We start from the raw sequence: 16,701 nt of genomic DNA, 5'->3' as shown, positions 1-16,701 counted from the left end.
CTTTCATGCCGCCCCCGTTAAGGCTTTGGCTAAACTTCGGCGGGGGCAAGTGCAATGCGGACGGTGTTCGGGATCTTTCTGGCGGCGGCGATCGCCTTTTGTGCATGGTGGTTCGTGGGGGCCCACCTGTTCCGCAGCGGGGTGGAGGACTGGTTTGCCGCACAAACCGAAGCCGGCCGCATGGCCGAGGTTCAGGACCTGGAGGTGACGGGCTTTCCCGCACGTTTCCGCATCGCATCCGGCCCCGTGACGGTGATGGATCCCGAAAGTGGCTGGGGCTGGCAGGCCCCCTCGGCCGAGGTGACGATGCCGGCATGGTGGCCGCTGCGCGTGGACTTCGCGTTGCCGCCGCAGCAGGTTCTTGAAACGCCGACGGGGCAGGTCGACCTGCGGCTGGATGGGGCGGGGGGCACGTTCCAGCTTTCCACGTCCCTTGCGCCGGTTGCCGGGCAGGTGAAGGCGGGCCCCTTCGCGGCATCGATGGCGGAAGGGCGGCTGACGGGCAACAGCATCGCCCTCCGCTCGGATCGGGAGGATGGGACACTTCACCACCTGACGATTAAGGCAGACGGGCTTGAGCTGAAGGCGAACGACATCCGCCTGCAGGAGGGCGCTTTCGATGCCGTGGCCGATGTGACGCTGGCCGAGGTGGTGGACGATCTGGCCGATGGCGTGGCTGTTCCGATCGACCGCATCGTGCTTCACCGCGCCGAGTTACGCTTTGACCGCGCCGTTCTGTCCATCACGGGCGATCTGGTGGCCGACGGGCGCGGCTTTGCGGCGGGGGATCTGAAACTGCACGTGGAAAACTGGCCCGCCATCCTGCAACCCGCCGTGGATGCAGGCCTGATCCCGGCGAACCGACTGGACATGCTTGAAAATGGACTGCGCATGATGGGCGGGAATGACGAGGTGCTGGAATTCCCGCTGACGGTCGAAGGTGGGATGGTGCGCTTCGGCCCGCTTCCCGTCGCAACGGCCCCAAGGTTCCGGTGACGCACAGGTTCTGTGCTTTGGCACCTATATGTCGTGAAGAAGAGGCATGGTAAGGAACTGGCCAACGATTTAAGCTCATCGAGGATGACCATGGACAACCTTTCGCGCTTCCAGCCCGCCATGCTTTCGATCCTGCGCATCGCCGCAGGCCTTTTGATCCTGAGCTATGGCACGATGAAGATCCTGCACTTCCCCGTCGGCATGCAGCCGCCGGCCGGTTCGCTGCCTTGGTTCGCTGGCTGCTTCGAGCTGATCTGCGGCGCGCTGCTGGTGATCGGCCTGTTCACGCGTCCCGCCGCGTTCCTGCTTTCGGGCGTGATGGCGGTTGCTTATTTCTATGCCCATGCCGGCAACGGGTTCTTCCCGGCGCTGAACAGCGGCAGCCTGGCCATGATCCTCAGCTTCGTGTTCCTGTATCTTGCCGTGGCGGGCGCGGGCCCGATCTCGGTCGATGCGAAACTGGGCCGCGGTCGTGTTGCAGTTGCCTGAATGTAAAGAGGCCCCCGTTCGGGGGCCTTTTCTTATTCGGCGGTCAGCAGGGGCGGGCGCTGGTTCGTAAGCCGCCCCTTCTGCTGGTCGATCTCCAGCTCGATCTTGTCGTCCTTCACGACGACCTTCACGATCCCGCCCTTGGTCAGGCGGCCGAACAGAAGCTCCTCGGCCAGCGGCTTCTTGATGCTTTCCTGGATCACGCGGCCCAGCGGGCGCGCCCCCATCCGATCGTCATAGCCCTTGTCACCCAGCCATTGCGCGGCCTCCGGCGTCAGTTCGATATGGACGTTGCGATCCATCAGCTGCGCTTCCAGCTGAAGCACGAACTTTTCGACAACCTGCAGGATCACTGATTTGGGCAGCGGCGCGAACGAGATGACGGCGTCCAGACGGTTGCGGAATTCGGGCGTGAAGGTCCGCTCGATCGCGGCGGTGTCCTCGCCCTCGCGCCGGTCGCGGCCGAAGCCGATTGCAGCTTTCTGCATGTCCGCCGCCCCCGCGTTCGAGGTCATGATCAGGATCACGTTGCGGAAATCCACCTGACGGCCGTTGTGATCCGTCAGCTTCCCGTGATCCATCACCTGCAGCAGGATGTTGTAAACATCCGGATGCGCTTTCTCGATCTCGTCCAGCAGCAGCACGCAATGGGGATGCTGGTCCACGCCATCCGTCAGCATGCCGCCCTGATCAAAGCCCACATAACCGGGAGGTGCACCGATCAGGCGCGAAACAGCGTGCTTCTCCATGTATTCCGACATGTCGAAACGCAGCAGTTCCACCCCTAGCGTCGAAGCCAGTTGCTTTGCCACCTCCGTCTTTCCGACACCGGTGGGGCCGGCGAACAGGTAGTTGCCGATGGGCTTTTCCGGCTCGCGCAGGCCTGCCCGCGCCAGCTTGATGGCCGAGGAAAGCGCGGTGATGGCCGCATCCTGCCCGAACACCACCCGCTTCAGCGTCGGTTCCAGATCGCGCAGCACTTCGGCATCGTCCTTGGACACGTTCTTCGGCGGGATCCGGGCAATCTTGGCCACCACGGACTCGATCTCTTTCACGCCGATGGTTTTCCGGCGCTTGGATTCCGCAACCAGATGCTGCGCGGCACCGGCCTCGTCGATCACATCGATCGCGCTGTCGGGCAGCTTGCGATCATTGATATAGCGCGAGGCAAGTTCCACTGCCGTCTTGATCGCATCGTTGGTGTAACGGATGTCGTGGTGATCCTCGAAATGCGGCTTCAGACCCATCAGGATCTTGATCGCATCGGGCAGCGACGGTTCGTTCACGTCGATCTTCTGGAAGCGCCGCGACAGGGCACGGTCCTTTTCGAAGTGCTGGCGGAATTCCTTGTAGGTGGTCGACCCCATGGTCCGCAGCTTTCCGCCCGCCAGCGCGGGCTTCAGCAGGTTGGACGCATCCATCGCCCCGCCCGAGGTGGCGCCGGCACCGATCACCGTGTGGATCTCGTCGATGAACAGAACCGCGTTGGGGTGGTCCTCCATCTCCTTGACGACGGCTTTCAAACGCTCCTCGAAGTCACCGCGATACCGGGTGCCGGCCAGAAGTGCGCCCATGTCCAGGCTGTAGATCGTGGCGCGGGCCAGGATGTCCGGCACCTGACCGTTGATGATCTTCCAGGCGAGCCCTTCTGCAATGGCGGTCTTGCCCACGCCGGGATCGCCCACCAGAAGGGGATTGTTCTTGCGGCGGCGGCACAGAACCTGAATGCAGCGCTCCACCTCGGCCTCCCGGCCGATAAGCGGATCCACATCGCCCTTGCGGGCCTTCACGTTCAGATCCACACAGTATTTCGACAGCGCGGATTCCTTGGCCTCTCCAGCCTCGCCCTTGGGCGTTTCGTGGTGATGTTCTTCCGCGCCGGAGATGTTGCGCGGTTCCCCGAATGCCGGATCCTTCGCCACGCCATGCGCGATGAAGTTCACCGCGTCATACCGGGTCATGTCCTGTTCCTGCAGGAAATAGGCGGCGTTGCTTTCCCGCTCGGCGAAGATGGCGACCAGCACGTTCGCGCCCGTCACTTCCGTCCGGCCCGAAGATTGCACATGGATCGCCGCGCGCTGGATCACGCGCTGGAACGCGGCCGTCGGCACGGCTTCCGACCCTTCGACGGTGGTCACGAGGGTGGAAAGGTCATCGTCGATAAACTCGACCAGCGTCTTGCGAAGCTCGTCCAGATCGACGGCGCAGGCCTTCATGACGCGTGAAGCGTCGGGTTCGTCCAGCAGCGACAGCAGAAGGTGTTCAAGTGTGGCAAGTTCGTGGCGACGGGCATTCGCAAGCGCCAGGGCGCCGTGGATGGCTTGTTCAAGAGTGTTCGAAAACGATGGCACGATATGGTGCTCCTGTCTTGCGGGTCGGCGGGGCCTTGCGGCCCTCGCGACCATTGCCTCGTAACCTAAAGATCGGGTCTTTGGCCCGCGCTTCAAGTGGGAATCCGAAACTGCGCCCGTTCGCAGCAAAATGTGAAGGGGCCGTTCCGCGTCAGCCTAGAAATTGTCCTTCCTTGACCGGATTTCGGCAAAAGCCTCGGCATCGCTGGCTTGCGGCATGCCGATGGCAGCTTTCAGCGCCGGAAGATGCGCCCGAAGGAAGGGGTTTGTGGCCAGTTCATCCGCCAGGACCGAGGGAACCGAGGGCTTTCCGTCTGCCCGCGCCTCGTCCACGGCGTCGATACGAGAGATAAGGGCTGCGTTTTCCGGTTCAAGAGCATGGGCGAAGCGCAGGTTCGACTGCGTGTATTCGTGGCCAGAACAGATCAGCGTTTCGGCGGGCAGGGCCGACAGGCGGTTCAGGCTGTGCCACATCTGCTCGGGCGTGCCCTCGAACAGGCGCCCGCATCCGCCCGCCATCAGGCTGTCGCCGGTGAAGGCATGACCGGTTTCAGGCATGTGGAACGCGATATGCCCGACCGTATGGCCCGGAACCTCCAGCACGCGGATGGATGTGCCGATCGCTTCGAACGTATCGCCATCGGCCACCTGCAGATCAAGCGGCGGCAGCCGCGCGGCATCGGCGGCGGCCCCGACCACCTTCGCGCCGGAATAGGCCTGAAGCTTGGCCACGCCCGCGATGTGGTCGTCATGGTGGTGTGTCAGCAGAATATGCGTCAGCGGCCATTCGCGCGCGGAAAGCACGGCCATGATCGGGCCTGCTTCGGGCACGTCGATGCAGATCGCCTCGCATCTGTCGGTATCGTGCAGAAGGAAGGCGTAATTGTCCTTGAGGCAGGGGATCGTCAGCAATTCGATGGGCATGGCATTTCCTTCCATCCGCGCCTAATGTCATGAGCATTCCCGCAACGGGTGCACTGCGCAATGTATCTCGACGTTCTCGACTTGCGAAATTTCTACTATCGCACCCAGCTTGGCCGGGTGGCGCAGCGTGCGATCCGCGACCGGCTTGTCGGAATGTGGCCCGAGGCGAAGGGCCAGACGGTGGTCGGCTACGGGTTTGCCGCGCCCCTTTTGCGCCCGTATCTTGAAGAAGCCCGCCGGGTGGCGGCCATCATGCCCGCCCCGCAGGGGGTGATGCCGTGGCCTGCCGGTATGGAGAATGTCTCGGTTCTCAGCGAAGAGGCGGCCTGGCCACTGGAAACGGGGATGGTGGACAAGCTGGTCCTTCTGCACGGGCTGGAACCTTCGGACGATCAGCCCGACCTGCTGGAAGAATGCTGGCGCGTGATGGGGCCGGGGGCGCGCGCGATCTTCATCGTGCCGAACCGGTCCGGTCTTTGGGCGCGCACCGAACGCACGCCGTTCGGCTTTGGCCGCCCTTATTCCACCAACCAGCTGGAAGCGCAGCTGCGCCGGCATTCCTTCGTGCCCGAGCGCGCCTATCATGCGCTGTTCGCACCCCCCTCGCACCGGCGCTTCTGGCTGCGGACGGCCGGGATGTGGGAACGGGCAGGGCGCAGGCTTGCCCCGTGGTTCGCCGGCGGCGGCGTGATGGTCGAGGTGTCCAAGCAGGTTTACGCGCCACGCAAGCCGGGGCTGACGGCGGCCGTGACTCGGCCATTGAAGGCGCTGGAAGGGGTGACGGCACCTGCGCCGCTTCCGGCCCCGCGCTTCAACAGTGTCAAGGCACCTTCGGGCGCTGGTGGGTTGTCATAGCTGCGACATATTGCCCCTGACTCTGCAATGATGTTATGTAAGCACAAGGAAAACCGTCCTCGGGCAGCGGCTTCACAGTTGCGGCAACTGGAACGCTCTGCTATTCGGACCCTCGATCTGTGACGCGTTGTTTGAACGCGCACGCCATCGCCTCGCAAGGTGCCAGCCTCTTGCGGGAAAGAATATCGAAAGGGTTGAAGTGTCTGAACCGGCCTCGATTTCCACTGGTATCGCGACACGCTACGCGACCGCAGTCTTCGAACTGGCGAAGGACGCCAACTCGATCCCGACGCTTGAAGCCGATCTCGGCACGCTGGAGGCCGCTTTGGCCGACAGCGCGGATCTGCGCGACCTGATCTCCTCGCCGGTCTATACCCGGGCAGAGCAGCAGGCAGGCATGGCGGCCGTTGGGCGCGCCATGAACCTGTCGGACCTGACGGTGAACAGCCTGTCCGTGATGGCCTCCAAGCGCCGTTTGTTCGCGCTGCCCCGCATGCTGACCGCGTTGCGCGGAATGATCGCCGAGCATCGGGGCGAAGTGGTGGCCGAGGTCGTTTCGGCCCAGCCGCTTTCGGACGAACAGGCCGCCCGCCTTGCGGAAACGCTGAAGGGCAAGGCTGGCAAGGATGTGAAACTCAAAACCGCCGTTGACGAGTCGCTTATCGGCGGCCTTGTCGTGAAGCTTGGTTCGACCATGATCGACACTTCGATCCGCTCGAAGCTTTCGGCTCTCCAGAATGCTATGAAAGAGGTTGGATAATGGCAATCCAGGCTGCTGAGATCTCTGCGATCCTCAAAGAGCAGATCAAGAACTTCGGTCAGGATGCCGAAGTGGCCGAAGTGGGCCGCGTGTTGTCGGTCGGCGACGGGATTGCCCGCGTCCACGGTCTGGACAAGATCCAGGCCGGTGAGATGGTGGAATTCCCCGGCGGCGTGCGCGGCATGGCGCTGAACCTTGAAACGGACAACGTCGGCGTCGTGATCTTCGGCGACGACCGCGGCATCCGTGAAGGCGACGTCGTCAAGCGCACGAAGGCGATCGTTGACGTGCCGGTGGGCGACGCCCTGCTGGGCCGCGTGGTCGACGCGCTGGGCAACCCGATCGACGGCAAGGGCCCGATCGAAGCGGCCGGTCGTCGTGTGGCCGATGTCAAGGCGCCGGGCATCATCCCGCGCAAGGGCGTGCACGAGCCGATGGCGACGGGCATCAAGTCCGTCGACGCCATGATCCCGGTTGGCCGCGGCCAGCGCGAGCTGATCATCGGCGACCGTCAGACGGGCAAAAGCGCCATCGCGCTGGACGCGATCCTGAACCAGAAGTCCTATAACGAGGCTGCCGGTTCGGACGAAAGCAAGAAGCTTTACTGCGTTTACGTCGCGATCGGCCAGAAGCGTTCCACCGTGGCGCAGCTGGTGAAGAAGCTGGAAGAAACCGGCGCAATGGCCTATTCGATGGTTGTTGCGGCAACCGCTTCGGACCCCGCGCCGATGCAGTATCTGGCCCCCTACGCCGCAACGGCGATGGCCGAATATTTCCGCGACAACGGCCGTCACGCGCTGATCGTGTATGATGACCTGTCCAAGCAGGCTGTCGCCTACCGTCAGATGTCGCTGCTGCTGCGCCGTCCGCCGGGCCGCGAAGCCTATCCGGGCGACGTGTTCTACCTCCACTCCCGCCTGCTGGAGCGTTCGGCCAAGCTGAACGCCGATTTCGGCTCGGGTTCGTTGACGGCGCTGCCGATCATCGAAACCCAGGGTGGTGACGTTTCGGCCTTCATTCCGACGAACGTGATCTCCATCACCGACGGTCAGATCTTCCTTGAAACAGAACTGTTCTATCAGGGCATCCGTCCTGCCGTGAACACCGGTCTGTCGGTGTCGCGCGTCGGCTCCTCGGCCCAGACGGACGCGATGAAGTCGGTTGCCGGCTCGGTGAAGCTGGAACTGGCGCAGTATCGCGAAATGGCTGCCTTCGCGCAGTTCGGTTCGGATCTTGATGCCTCGACGCAGGCGCTGCTGAACCGCGGTGCCCGCCTGACGGAACTGATGAAGCAGCCGCAATATTCGCCGCTGACCAACGCGGAAATCGTCTGCGTCATCTTTGCCGGTATCAAGGGCTATCTGGACAAGGTCGCCGTCAAGGACGTGACCCGTTACGAAGCCGCCCTTCTGAAGTTCCTGCGGACCGAGAAAAAGGATCTGCTGGACGATATCACCTACAACGACCGCAAGGTTAAGGGTGAGCTGGAAGAGAAGATCCGCGCGGCTCTGGACGCTTTCGCCAAAGACTTCGCCTGAGGGCGGGGCAGGGAGATAACGCATGCCCAGCCTTAAGGACCTTAAGAACCGGATCGGAAGCGTAAAGAACACGCGGAAGATCACGAAGGCGATGCAAATGGTCGCCGCTGCGAAACTGCGCCGTGCGCAGGACGCGGCGGAGGCTGCGCGCCCCTATGCCGAGCGGATGAATGCCGTGATGGGCGGGCTGACCGCTTCCGTGCAAGGCACGGATGGCGCACCCCGCCTGCTGTCGGGCACGGGCCGCGACAACGTGCATCTGCTTGTCGTCATGACGGCTGAACGCGGCCTTTGCGGCGCGTTCAACTCCTCGATCGTGCGCAAGGCACGGCAGCACCTGACGGCGCTGCTGGCCGAAGGCAAGACGGTCAAGATACTGACGGTCGGCAAGAAAGGCCGTGAACAGCTTCGCCGCGATTATGGCAGCCTGTTCATCGGTCATGTCGATCTGTCGGACGCCAAGAAGCTTGGTTACACCCACGCGCAGACCATCGCGCGCGAGGTGCTGGGCCGCTTTGACGAAGCCGAGTTCGACGTCGCGACGATCTTCTATTCGCGCTTCGCCTCGCCCATCAGCCAGGTGCCGACGGCGCAGCAGGTCATTCCTGCCGTGTTCGAAGCCCCGACCGAAGGCGCGGAGCGGACGGAATACGAATACGAGCCGTCGGAGGCCGAGATCCTGACTGACCTGCTGCCGCGCGGCGTGGCGACGCAGATCTTCACGGCGCTGCTTGAAAATGCCGCGTCCGAGCAGGGCGCGCGGATGAGCGCGATGGACAACGCGACCCGCAACGCGGGCGAGATGATCAACGACCTGACGATCGAATACAACCGGACGCGTCAGGCGGCGATCACCAAAGAGCTTATCGAAATCATCTCGGGCGCCGAGGCGCTCTGATCCCGAACGGAGAAACGACATGGCACAAGCAGCACAGGGCAAGGTGACGCAAGTCATCGGCGCCGTCGTGGACGTGCAGTTCGAGGGCGCGCTGCCTGCGATCCTCAACGCGCTGACCACCGAGAACAACGGCAAGACGCTGGTTCTGGAAACGGCCCAGCACCTTGGCGAAAACACCGTCCGCGCCATCGCCATGGATTCGACCGAGGGTCTGGTCCGCGGCGCCCCCGTGACCGACCGCGGCGCGCCCATCACCGTTCCGGTGGGCGACGCAACGCTGGGCCGCATCCTGAACGTGATCGGTGAGCCGATCGACGAAGCCGGTCCCGTCGAGGCGACCGAGTATCGCGCGATCCACCAGCCCGCCCCCGACTTCGACCAGCAGGCCACCACGTCCGAGGTTCTGGTAACCGGCATCAAGGTCATCGACCTGCTGGCACCTTACGCCAAAGGCGGCAAGATCGGCCTGTTCGGCGGCGCCGGCGTGGGCAAGACGGTTCTGATCATGGAACTGATCAACAACATCGCGAAGGTGCACTCGGGCTATTCCGTGTTCGCCGGCGTGGGTGAGCGGACGCGTGAAGGCAACGACCTGTATCACGAGATGATCGAGTCGGGCGTTATCAAGCCGGAAGCGCTGGCGGAATCCAAAGTGGCGCTGGTTTACGGCCAGATGAACGAGCCTCCGGGCGCGCGTGCCCGTATCGCACTGACCGGCCTGACGCTGGCCGAACAGTTCCGCGACACCTCGGGTTCGGATGTTCTGTTCTTCGTCGACAACATCTTCCGTTTCACGCAGGCCGGTTCGGAAGTGTCGGCATTGCTGGGCCGCATCCCGTCCGCTGTGGGTTATCAGCCGACGCTGGCCACCGACATGGGCGCGCTGCAAGAGCGGATCACCTCCACCAAGAACGGCTCCATCACCTCGGTTCAGGCCATCTACGTTCCGGCCGACGACCTTACCGACCCGGCACCGGCAACCTCGTTTGCGCACCTTGATGCAACGACCACGCTGAGCCGCGCCATCTCGGAGCTGGGCATCTACCCGGCTGTTGACCCGCTCGACTCCACCTCGCGTCTGATGGACCCGACGATCGTGGGCGAAGAGCATTACAAGGTCGCCCGTGACGTGCAGGGCATCCTTCAGCGCTACAAGTCGCTTCAGGACATCATCGCCATCCTCGGGATGGACGAACTGTCGGAAGAGGACAAGCTGACGGTGTCGCGCGCGCGCAAGATCCAGCGCTTCCTGTCACAGCCTTTCGACGTGGCAAAAGTCTTCACCGGCGCAGACGGTATCCAGGTTCCGCTGGAAGTCACCATCGCTTCGTTCAAGGCGGTTGTGGCCGGTGAATACGACCACCTGCCCGAAGCGGCCTTCTACATGGTCGGCGGCATCGAGGACGTGAAAGCCAAGGCAGAGCGTCTCGCCAAGGCCGCGGCGTAAGGGGGGCGACATGGCCGATACCCTGCAATTCGATCTCGTCACGCCGGAGCGGAGGCTTGCCTCCAATCCCGTGACCGAGGTGCTGATCCCGGGGGCCGAGGGTGACATGACGGTGATGGCCGGCCACGCGCCGACGATCACCGGCCTGCGTCCGGGCCTTCTGAAGGTCATCGGTCCCAAGGGGCATCTGTCCTTTGCGGTTACCGGCGGCTTTGCCGAGATCACCGGCCCTTCGCTTTCGGTTCTGGCCGAGCAGGCGATGCCTGTGGAAGAAACCAGCGCCAACGTCTTCGACGAACTTGTCGCCGAGGCCCGCAGCCTTGCCGAGATCGCGCTGCCCGAAGACAAGGCCGCCGCCGAAAAGAAGGTGGATGACCTTATCGCCCTGCGCGCTGCCGCAGGGCACTGATCCGAAAGGCCTTACGCAATGCGGAGGGCCTTTCCCTTTCCTGCTCCCGTGTTAACCTCAACCGGAAGTAGAGATGCCTGAATGATGCAAATAATTTCGACGGCGAGTCTTGGGATCCAGCGAGGATCGCATGTGATGTTCGCCGACTTCGCGGATGGCGGGGAAATGTGGACAGGGCAGGGACCGCGAGAGCGGCGGCACCACGTTTCCTTTTCCGGTCCTTTCCTGAAAGCACCTGTCGTAACCGTCAGCATCTCCATGTGGGACATGGCGCAAGAGACGGCTTTCCGGGCCGATATCTCGGCCGAGAACGTGGATCGTGACGGGTTCGATCTGGTGTTCCGCACATGGTCCGACAGCCGCGTTGCCCGCATCCGTGCGGATTGGACTGCGATGGGGTCCGTCCGGTCCGACGATGAATGGGCCGTGGAATAAAGGGGCCTTTCGGCCCCTTTTCCGTCAGCGCGTGTAAAGACCTTCGTAGATCGGCACCAGCGTATCGGTTTCGAACAGAGAGGAAACGGACGTGCCGTTCCACGTGTTCAGGATGGCTTGGGCGAACATCGGTGCGGTCGGAACGATGCGGATGTTTTCGCAGTTCCTGACGGCCTCGGTCGGTTCGATCGAATCCGTGATGACCAGCGACTTCATTACCGATCGGGAAACACGCTCCACCGCCGGGCCGGACAGAACGCCGTGAGTGATGTAGGAGTGGACTTCGGTCGCGCCGTTTTCAACCAGCACCTCGGCCGCCTTGCACAGCGTGCCAGCCGTGTCGCAGATGTCATCCACGATGATGCAGGTCTTGCCCCGCACATCGCCGATCACCGTCATCTCGGCAATCTCGCCCGCTTTTTCCCGGCGCTTGTCCACGATGGCCAGCGGTGCGTTGATGCGTTTCGCAATCTCGCGTGCGCGGGCCACACCGCCCACGTCGGGCGAAATGATCATCACGTCCTGCATCTGGTTGCGGAAGTGGTGTTCGATATCCAGCGCGAAGATCGGCGCGGAATAAAGGTTGTCCACCGGAATGTCGAAGAAGCCCTGAATCTGCGCGGCGTGCAGATCCAGCGTCAGGATGCGATCCACGCCAGCCTCAACCAGCAGGTTTGCGACCAGCTTGGCCGAGATCGGCGTGCGGGCCTTGGCGCGGCGATCCTGACGGGCATAGCCGAAATAGGGAATCACGGCGGTGATGCGGTCCGCCGACGACCGGCGCAGGGCGTCGGTGATGATCAGCAGTTCCATCAGGTTGTCGTTCGCCGGGTTCGAGGTCGGCTGGATCACGAACATGTCCTCGCCGCGGACGTTCTCATAGACCTCGACGAAGATTTCCTGGTCGTTGAAGCGTTCCACGCGCGCATCGACGAGGCTGACAGCCATCCCCCGATGAACGGCCATGCGGCGCGCGATGGCCTTGGCAAGGGTCAGGTTGGCGTTGCCGGCTATCAGCTTCGGCTCGGTCAGGGCGGGCATGGGGGCTATCCTTGGCAGCGGAATCGTCGCGCACCGAATAGCACCCAATGCCCGTGGCGGGAACGCCTATCCCTGAAGATGTGACAGGAAAGTATCAACCTCGGCATCCGTGGTACACCACGAGGTGACAAGCCGCGCGCCAAGCGGCGATCCGCCGTTCAGCTCGCCCAGATTGTAGAAGGCGGCACCGGCCGCCTTGGCACGCCGATGGCCATCTTCGGGGAATTCGGCAAACAGCATGTTCGCCTCCACGGGATGCAGCAGGCGGCCGCCGGGCAGGGCGCTGATCCCCGCAGCCAGCCGCGCGGCCGCGGCATTCGCCCGACGCGCCAGATCCAGCCACAGATCATCGGCCAGATACGCCTCCATCTGGGCGGAAAGGTAACGGTGCTTGGAAAATAGGTGCGCCCCGCGCTTGCGCCGCAACTCGAATTCGAAGGCGCGGGCGGGATCGAACATGATCACGGCCTCAACGCCCATCAGGCCGTTCTTCGTGCCACCAAAGGACAGCACGTCGATGCCGGCCTTCCATGTCATCTCGGCCGGAGTGGCACCGGTGGCGACCAGCGCGTTGGCGAACCGTGCGCCGTCCAGGTGCGTGCCAAGACCCGCCGCCTTCGCCATGCCGGCAAGTTCCGCGATCTGGGCAGGGGTGTAAACGGTTCCCATCTCGGTCGTGTTGGTCAGCGTCAGCGCCGAGGGTTGGGCATTGTGCACGGAAGCCGGCACCAGACGGTCCAGTGTTTCGCGCAGGGCCTGCGGGTCGATGCGGCCATTGTCGCCCGCGACGGGCAGCAGCTTGGCACCGCCCATGTAGAATTCGGGCGCATTGCATTCATCCACCTGCACATGCGCCGAGCTATGGCAAAGGGCGGCGCCCCAAGGCGGGCACAGCATCCCCAGCGACAACGAGTTCGCCGCCGTTCCCGTGGCAACAAGGTAAACGGCTGCGTCCGGCGCCTCGAACACCTCGCGCAGGCGGGTGCGCACGCCGTCCATGACGGTGTCGCCGCCATAGGGGGTCGCATAGCCCTCGTTGGCACGGGCAAGCGCGTCCAGTACCTGCTGCGGTACGGGCGAGGCATTGTCGGAGGCGAAGAACATCAGGGGGTCTCCTCGATCAGGTAATCTTCCCAGTCGTCTTCGGATACCTGATATTCCGGAACCGTCCAGCCCCGAACCGACGCCTTGGCACGGTGGATCGCCTCGCGGTCGCCCGTCAGCAGGTGGTGCCAGTCGGGCAAGGGCTTGCCTTCATGCAACCGGCGATAGGCGCAGGTGCGGGGAAGCCAGTACGCAATCTCGGGCAGTTTCTGCGGGCTCAGCTGGACGCAGTCGGGAACATAGTCGCGCCGCGTTTCATATTTCGAACAAAAGCAGCTTTGCCCGTCCAGAAGCTTGCAGGCAACGCGGGTCATCGCGATCTCGTTCGTATCCTCGAACTCGATCTTGTTCAGGCAGCATTTGCCGCAGCCATCGCACAACGCCTCCCATTCCTGGGGGGTCATGTCCTTCATTTTCACGGTCTGCCAGAATTTTTCGCGCATCATCTCGCCCAAGTGGGGGTTGCGGGGCGGATGTCAAAGCCCTGCCAGAACTTCGCGCGCGCGGGCGCAGTCGGCGTCCATCTGCGCGATCAGCGCGGGCAGGCCGTCGAACCGCAGTTCGGGGCGAAGATATTCCACCAGCGCGACCGAAAGGTGCTGGCCGTAAAGGTCGCCGTCGAAATCGAACAGGAACGATTCAAGGTTCGGAACCTGCCCGTCGAACATCGGACGCACGCCCAGGCTGGCCGCGCCCTTGTAGCAGCCTTTCTGCGGCCCCGTCAGGACATCGACCAGCACGGCGTAAACGCCGAAGCGCGGCAGGTGCAGATTGGCGATGGACATGTTCGCGGTGGGATAGCCAAGATCGCGGCCACGCTTGTCGCCATGCAGCACCTCGCCCTCGATCCGGTGCCAGTGGCCCAGCATCGCGGCGGCGCGGCGGGGATCGCCCTCGCTCAATGCTTCGCGAATCGCGGTGGAGGAGATGAGGTCCCCCTCGATCCCCACCAGATCGGCAATGGTGACCTGGAAGCCCAGATCTCGCCCCATCGCCGCCAGCGTCACGGCATCGCCCTTGCGATCCTTGCCGAAACGGAAATCGCTGCCGATCACCACCTGTGTCACGCCAAGGCCCCGCGCCAGAACGTCCCGCGCGAAGGCATCGGGTTCCAGCCCCGCAAGATCGGCACCGAAGGGCAATTCGAACAGCCGCTCCACGCCCAGCTTGGCCAGACGGTTCGCCCGTGCTTCGGCATTCATCAGGCGGAAGGGGGGGAGGTGCGGGGCAAGGAATTCGCGGGGGTGCGGCTCAAAGGTGACAAGGCCAAGCGGCGCGGGGCCGCGCGCCAGATCGATCACGGCCTGGTGCCCCAGATGCAACCCGTCGAAGTTGCCCATCGCGACCGAGGCGCCGCGCGCCTCTGCCGGAAGATCCCGCCAATGTCTGAAGATGTCCATTGTTCTGGTCCCGCGATCGCCCGCCCCCCTATCGCGCAGGAGGGGGGCAGTTGCAAGTCAGCGCAGGTTGCCGATGGCATAGGTGGGATCAAGCGTCTGCTCGATCAGCCAGCGGTCAAGAAGCGTTGCATCCGGGTTGGCGGTATCGTCGCCGAAATGCTTGGCAGCCAGCCCCGAGGTGATGAAGAGCGAGTCGATCCCCTCATTCAGCCCGCCCTGCACATCCGTCAGGATGCCGTCGCCGACGCACAGCGTTTCGGCATCGGTCACGCTGGCAAGGGCGGCCAGACGGCGGCGCGCCAGTGCATAGATCGGCGCATGGGGCTTGCCGAGGTAAAGGCTGCTGCCACCCATCGCGTCATAGGCCTGCGCGATCGCACCGGCGCAGAACACGCGCTGGTGGCCGATATCAACCTCGATATCCGGATTGGCGCAAAGAAGCCGAAGGCCCTGCGCCTTTGCCTGACCCAGGATCGCGGCATAATCGGCCGGTGTTTCGGTCATGTCATCGAACAGGCCGGTGCAGACGATCCCCTCGGCCTGATCCAGCGGCACGCGGGTGATCGCGGGCTGGCTTTCGGCCACGGCACGCAGATCGTCCGACAGGTCGCTGAAGAACGTCTCGTCCTTGGGGGCACCGATGTGGTGGACCTTGCGGCCCACCTCGCCGGTCAGCATGGCATATTGCGCCGCATCGCCCGACGTCGCTATGTCGTCCCAGCAATCGCGCGGCACGCCCATCCCGTCCAGTTGCGCCACGACGGAGCGGGCGGGGCGGGGAGAGTTCGACACGAGAATCACGATTCCCCCGCGCGACCGGAAGGCCTGAAGGGCGCTTACAGCTTCGGGGAAGGGGGCCAGCCCGTTGTGCAGGCAGCCCCAGATGTCGCAGAACAGCGCGCGGTACTGGCCCAGATCGGCCAGCGCGTTGACGATCCGCGCCATCAGAGGGACAGGACCGGAATGATCTGCTTCTTGCGGCTCATCACGCCGGGAAGAACGACCGTGTCACCCGAAACGGAAACGCCGAAGCTTTTCTCGGCGATGGTTTTCACCAGATCGTTCGGGATCAGCAGCGTCGCTTCCTCGTTCAGGATGTCCACCACGAACAGCAGCACCTGGTCGGCGCCGTCCTTTGCCGCCACTTCGGGCATCGCAGCCATGAGGGCATCCTTGCGCGACAGGATCTGGCCGGGGCTGGTGGTTTCCAGCACAGAAACGCGCAGTTCCTTGTCGCCCACGGAGTATTCCTTCGAATCCATCGTCAGAAGCTCGGCTTCCGAGAAGGCGGAAACGTCGGATTTCGCGGCAAACATTTCCGCCGCGAATTCGCCAATGTTCACGCGCAGGTCGCGGGCCAGCTCCTCGGCCACGGCGCGGTCATGCGGGGTGGTGGTGGGGCTGCGGAATTCCAGCGTGTCCGAAAGGATGCAGGACAGCATCAGGCCCTTGATGTGGCGCGGGGCCTTTTCGACGGCGCTGCCCATCAGGTCGTACATGACCGTGGCGGTGCAGGCCAGCGGACGGATCGTGATGTTGATCGGCGTCTTGGTTTTCAGGCCGCCGACCAGCAGGTGGTGGTCGATGATCGCGGTAAGGTTGGCATCCGCGATGTTGTCGGGCAGTTCGGCCGGGTTGTTGGTGTCGACGATGACCACGTCATCGCCTGCGGCCAGATCCAGAAGCTCCGGCATCGGCACATCCCAGTGCTGCAGCACGAAGGCCGCTTCGGTATTGGGGCGGCCCAGCAGGAAGGGCTTGGCGGGACGGTTCCGCATCTCGGTCAGGTACCATGCCCAGACGATGGCGGACGCTGCGGAATCGGTGTCGGGGGAGGTGTGGCCGAAAACCTTGATCATGGGGTGCCTTCCTGTGCTGAACGTCACGCGGGGAGGTATAGGCCGCGGCCGCCCGCTTGTCACCATATCCGCCTGTGCTTCAGGCAGAATCCGGACACTCCATGCGTGGCACGCATGACGGGTCTTCGGTTTTCTGCGTTGCGGCAAAGGTCTTGCGGGCCCATCTTGGGCGTAACGGAGGAACCCCTTCTGATA

Annotated in this window: 17 protein-coding genes; 9 read left to right on the top strand and 8 right to left on the bottom strand. The window is 63.6% G+C overall.

What is annotated here, in order from left to right; genetic code table 11:
* The first annotated feature begins 54 nt into the window (after window positions 1–54).
* Both JX25_RS08310 and JX25_RS08305 read left to right on the top strand, forming a co-directional pair.
* A complete protein-coding gene (locus JX25_RS08310; RefSeq protein WP_128254557.1) occupies window positions 55–996 on the top strand; it encodes a DUF2125 domain-containing protein in 942 nt (313 codons plus the stop codon).
* Between the two features lie 90 nt (window positions 997–1,086).
* Window positions 1,087–1,485 (top strand): DoxX family protein, encoded by a 399-nt coding sequence (locus JX25_RS08305; RefSeq protein WP_128254556.1) that lies wholly within the window; start codon window positions 1,087–1,089, stop codon window positions 1,483–1,485.
* A gap of 32 nt (window positions 1,486–1,517) precedes the next feature.
* Here the strand turns inward: JX25_RS08305 and clpA are convergent, their stop codons facing one another.
* Window positions 1,518–3,836, bottom strand: coding sequence for an ATP-dependent Clp protease ATP-binding subunit ClpA (gene clpA / locus JX25_RS08300; protein ID WP_128254555.1), 2,319 nt, complete (start codon window positions 3,834–3,836; stop codon window positions 1,518–1,520).
* Between the two features lie 156 nt (window positions 3,837–3,992).
* Window positions 3,993–4,760 (bottom strand): hydroxyacylglutathione hydrolase, encoded by a 768-nt coding sequence (gloB, locus tag JX25_RS08295; RefSeq protein WP_128254554.1) that lies wholly within the window; start codon window positions 4,758–4,760, stop codon window positions 3,993–3,995.
* A 60-nt stretch (window positions 4,761–4,820) separates the two neighbouring features.
* Here gloB and JX25_RS08290 point away from each other — a divergent pair, with 60 nt between their 5' ends.
* From JX25_RS08290 to JX25_RS08260, 7 genes are all read left to right on the top strand, one after another.
* Window positions 4,821–5,615: a transglutaminase-like domain-containing protein gene (locus tag JX25_RS08290; RefSeq protein ID WP_128254553.1), complete on the top strand. Its 795-nt coding sequence runs from the start codon at window positions 4,821–4,823 to the stop codon at window positions 5,613–5,615.
* Between the two features lie 199 nt (window positions 5,616–5,814).
* Window positions 5,815–6,375, top strand: a complete 561-nt coding sequence (locus JX25_RS08285) for a F0F1 ATP synthase subunit delta (protein ID WP_128254552.1) — start codon at window positions 5,815–5,817, stop codon at window positions 6,373–6,375.
* Window positions 6,375–7,913: a F0F1 ATP synthase subunit alpha gene (atpA, locus tag JX25_RS08280; RefSeq protein ID WP_128254551.1), complete on the top strand. Its 1,539-nt coding sequence runs from the start codon at window positions 6,375–6,377 to the stop codon at window positions 7,911–7,913. The genes JX25_RS08285 and atpA overlap by 1 nt, the downstream gene beginning before the upstream one ends.
* 22 nt (window positions 7,914–7,935) lie before the next feature.
* Window positions 7,936–8,811 carry a F0F1 ATP synthase subunit gamma gene (locus tag JX25_RS08275; RefSeq protein WP_128254550.1) on the top strand — a complete coding sequence of 292 codons (876 nt, stop codon included), beginning with the start codon at window positions 7,936–7,938 and terminating at the stop codon, window positions 8,809–8,811.
* A 19-nt stretch (window positions 8,812–8,830) separates the two neighbouring features.
* Window positions 8,831–10,258, top strand: coding sequence for a F0F1 ATP synthase subunit beta (atpD, locus tag JX25_RS08270; protein WP_128254549.1), 1,428 nt, complete (start codon window positions 8,831–8,833; stop codon window positions 10,256–10,258).
* A 10-nt stretch (window positions 10,259–10,268) separates the two neighbouring features.
* Window positions 10,269–10,667 carry a F0F1 ATP synthase subunit epsilon gene (locus JX25_RS08265; RefSeq protein ID WP_128254548.1) on the top strand — a complete coding sequence of 133 codons (399 nt, stop codon included), beginning with the start codon at window positions 10,269–10,271 and terminating at the stop codon, window positions 10,665–10,667.
* A 135-nt stretch (window positions 10,668–10,802) separates the two neighbouring features.
* Complete coding sequence (locus JX25_RS08260; RefSeq protein ID WP_338323027.1) at window positions 10,803–11,102, top strand: H-type lectin domain-containing protein; 300 nt, start codon at window positions 10,803–10,805, stop codon at window positions 11,100–11,102.
* Window positions 11,103–11,126: 24 nt separating this feature from the next.
* On the opposite strand, the gene JX25_RS08255 is transcribed toward JX25_RS08260, so the two are convergent.
* The 6 genes from JX25_RS08255 to JX25_RS08230 all read right to left on the bottom strand — a co-directional run bounded on the left by JX25_RS08255 (window position 11,127) and on the right by JX25_RS08230 (window position 16,506).
* Entirely contained in the window at window positions 11,127–12,143 is a 1,017-nt protein-coding gene (locus tag JX25_RS08255) for a ribose-phosphate pyrophosphokinase (protein ID WP_128254547.1), read from the bottom strand.
* 66 nt (window positions 12,144–12,209) lie between these two features.
* Window positions 12,210–13,247, bottom strand: coding sequence for a threonine aldolase family protein (locus JX25_RS08250; protein WP_128254546.1), 1,038 nt, complete (start codon window positions 13,245–13,247; stop codon window positions 12,210–12,212).
* Entirely contained in the window at window positions 13,247–13,690 is a 444-nt protein-coding gene (locus tag JX25_RS08245; RefSeq protein ID WP_128254545.1) for a YcgN family cysteine cluster protein, read from the bottom strand. The genes JX25_RS08250 and JX25_RS08245 overlap by 1 nt, the downstream gene beginning before the upstream one ends.
* A gap of 33 nt (window positions 13,691–13,723) precedes the next feature.
* Entirely contained in the window at window positions 13,724–14,647 is a 924-nt protein-coding gene (locus JX25_RS08240) for a bifunctional riboflavin kinase/FAD synthetase (protein ID WP_128254544.1), read from the bottom strand.
* Window positions 14,648–14,704: 57 nt separating this feature from the next.
* Window positions 14,705–15,592 carry a TIGR01459 family HAD-type hydrolase gene (locus JX25_RS08235; protein ID WP_128254543.1) on the bottom strand — a complete coding sequence of 296 codons (888 nt, stop codon included), beginning with the start codon at window positions 15,590–15,592 and terminating at the stop codon, window positions 14,705–14,707.
* Window positions 15,592–16,506, bottom strand: coding sequence for a manganese-dependent inorganic pyrophosphatase (locus tag JX25_RS08230; RefSeq protein ID WP_128254542.1), 915 nt, complete (start codon window positions 16,504–16,506; stop codon window positions 15,592–15,594). The genes JX25_RS08235 and JX25_RS08230 overlap by 1 nt, the downstream gene beginning before the upstream one ends.
* Window positions 16,507–16,701 lie beyond the last annotated feature (195 nt).

It is taken from the genome of Falsirhodobacter deserti (assembly GCF_004015795.1).
Lineage (GTDB): Bacteria > Pseudomonadota > Alphaproteobacteria > Rhodobacterales > Rhodobacteraceae > Falsirhodobacter > Falsirhodobacter deserti.
The sequence above is the reverse complement of the archived record's forward strand: the minus strand, read 5'-3'. Positions and strand labels throughout refer to the sequence as shown.

Coding starts and splice junctions, on each gene's coding strand:
- JX25_RS08235 (WP_128254543.1), bottom strand. CDS start 15,592: ATGGCGCGGATCGTCAACGCGCTGGCCGATCTGGGCCAGTACCGCGCG.
- JX25_RS08260 (WP_338323027.1), top strand. CDS start 10,803: ATGTTCGCCGACTTCGCGGATGGCGGGGAAATGTGGACAGGGCAGGGA.
- JX25_RS08275 (WP_128254550.1), top strand. CDS start 7,936: ATGCCCAGCCTTAAGGACCTTAAGAACCGGATCGGAAGCGTAAAGAAC.
- gloB (WP_128254554.1), bottom strand. CDS start 4,760: ATGCCCATCGAATTGCTGACGATCCCCTGCCTCAAGGACAATTACGCC.
- JX25_RS08290 (WP_128254553.1), top strand. CDS start 4,821: ATGTATCTCGACGTTCTCGACTTGCGAAATTTCTACTATCGCACCCAG.
- JX25_RS08240 (WP_128254544.1), bottom strand. CDS start 14,647: ATGGACATCTTCAGACATTGGCGGGATCTTCCGGCAGAGGCGCGCGGC.
- JX25_RS08305 (WP_128254556.1), top strand. CDS start 1,087: ATGGACAACCTTTCGCGCTTCCAGCCCGCCATGCTTTCGATCCTGCGC.
- JX25_RS08250 (WP_128254546.1), bottom strand. CDS start 13,247: ATGTTCTTCGCCTCCGACAATGCCTCGCCCGTACCGCAGCAGGTACTG.
- atpA (WP_128254551.1), top strand. CDS start 6,375: ATGGCAATCCAGGCTGCTGAGATCTCTGCGATCCTCAAAGAGCAGATC.
- JX25_RS08265 (WP_128254548.1), top strand. CDS start 10,269: ATGGCCGATACCCTGCAATTCGATCTCGTCACGCCGGAGCGGAGGCTT.
- JX25_RS08230 (WP_128254542.1), bottom strand. CDS start 16,506: ATGATCAAGGTTTTCGGCCACACCTCCCCCGACACCGATTCCGCAGCG.
- JX25_RS08255 (WP_128254547.1), bottom strand. CDS start 12,143: ATGCCCGCCCTGACCGAGCCGAAGCTGATAGCCGGCAACGCCAACCTG.
- JX25_RS08310 (WP_128254557.1), top strand. CDS start 55: ATGCGGACGGTGTTCGGGATCTTTCTGGCGGCGGCGATCGCCTTTTGT.
- JX25_RS08245 (WP_128254545.1), bottom strand. CDS start 13,690: ATGCGCGAAAAATTCTGGCAGACCGTGAAAATGAAGGACATGACCCCC.
- atpD (WP_128254549.1), top strand. CDS start 8,831: ATGGCACAAGCAGCACAGGGCAAGGTGACGCAAGTCATCGGCGCCGTC.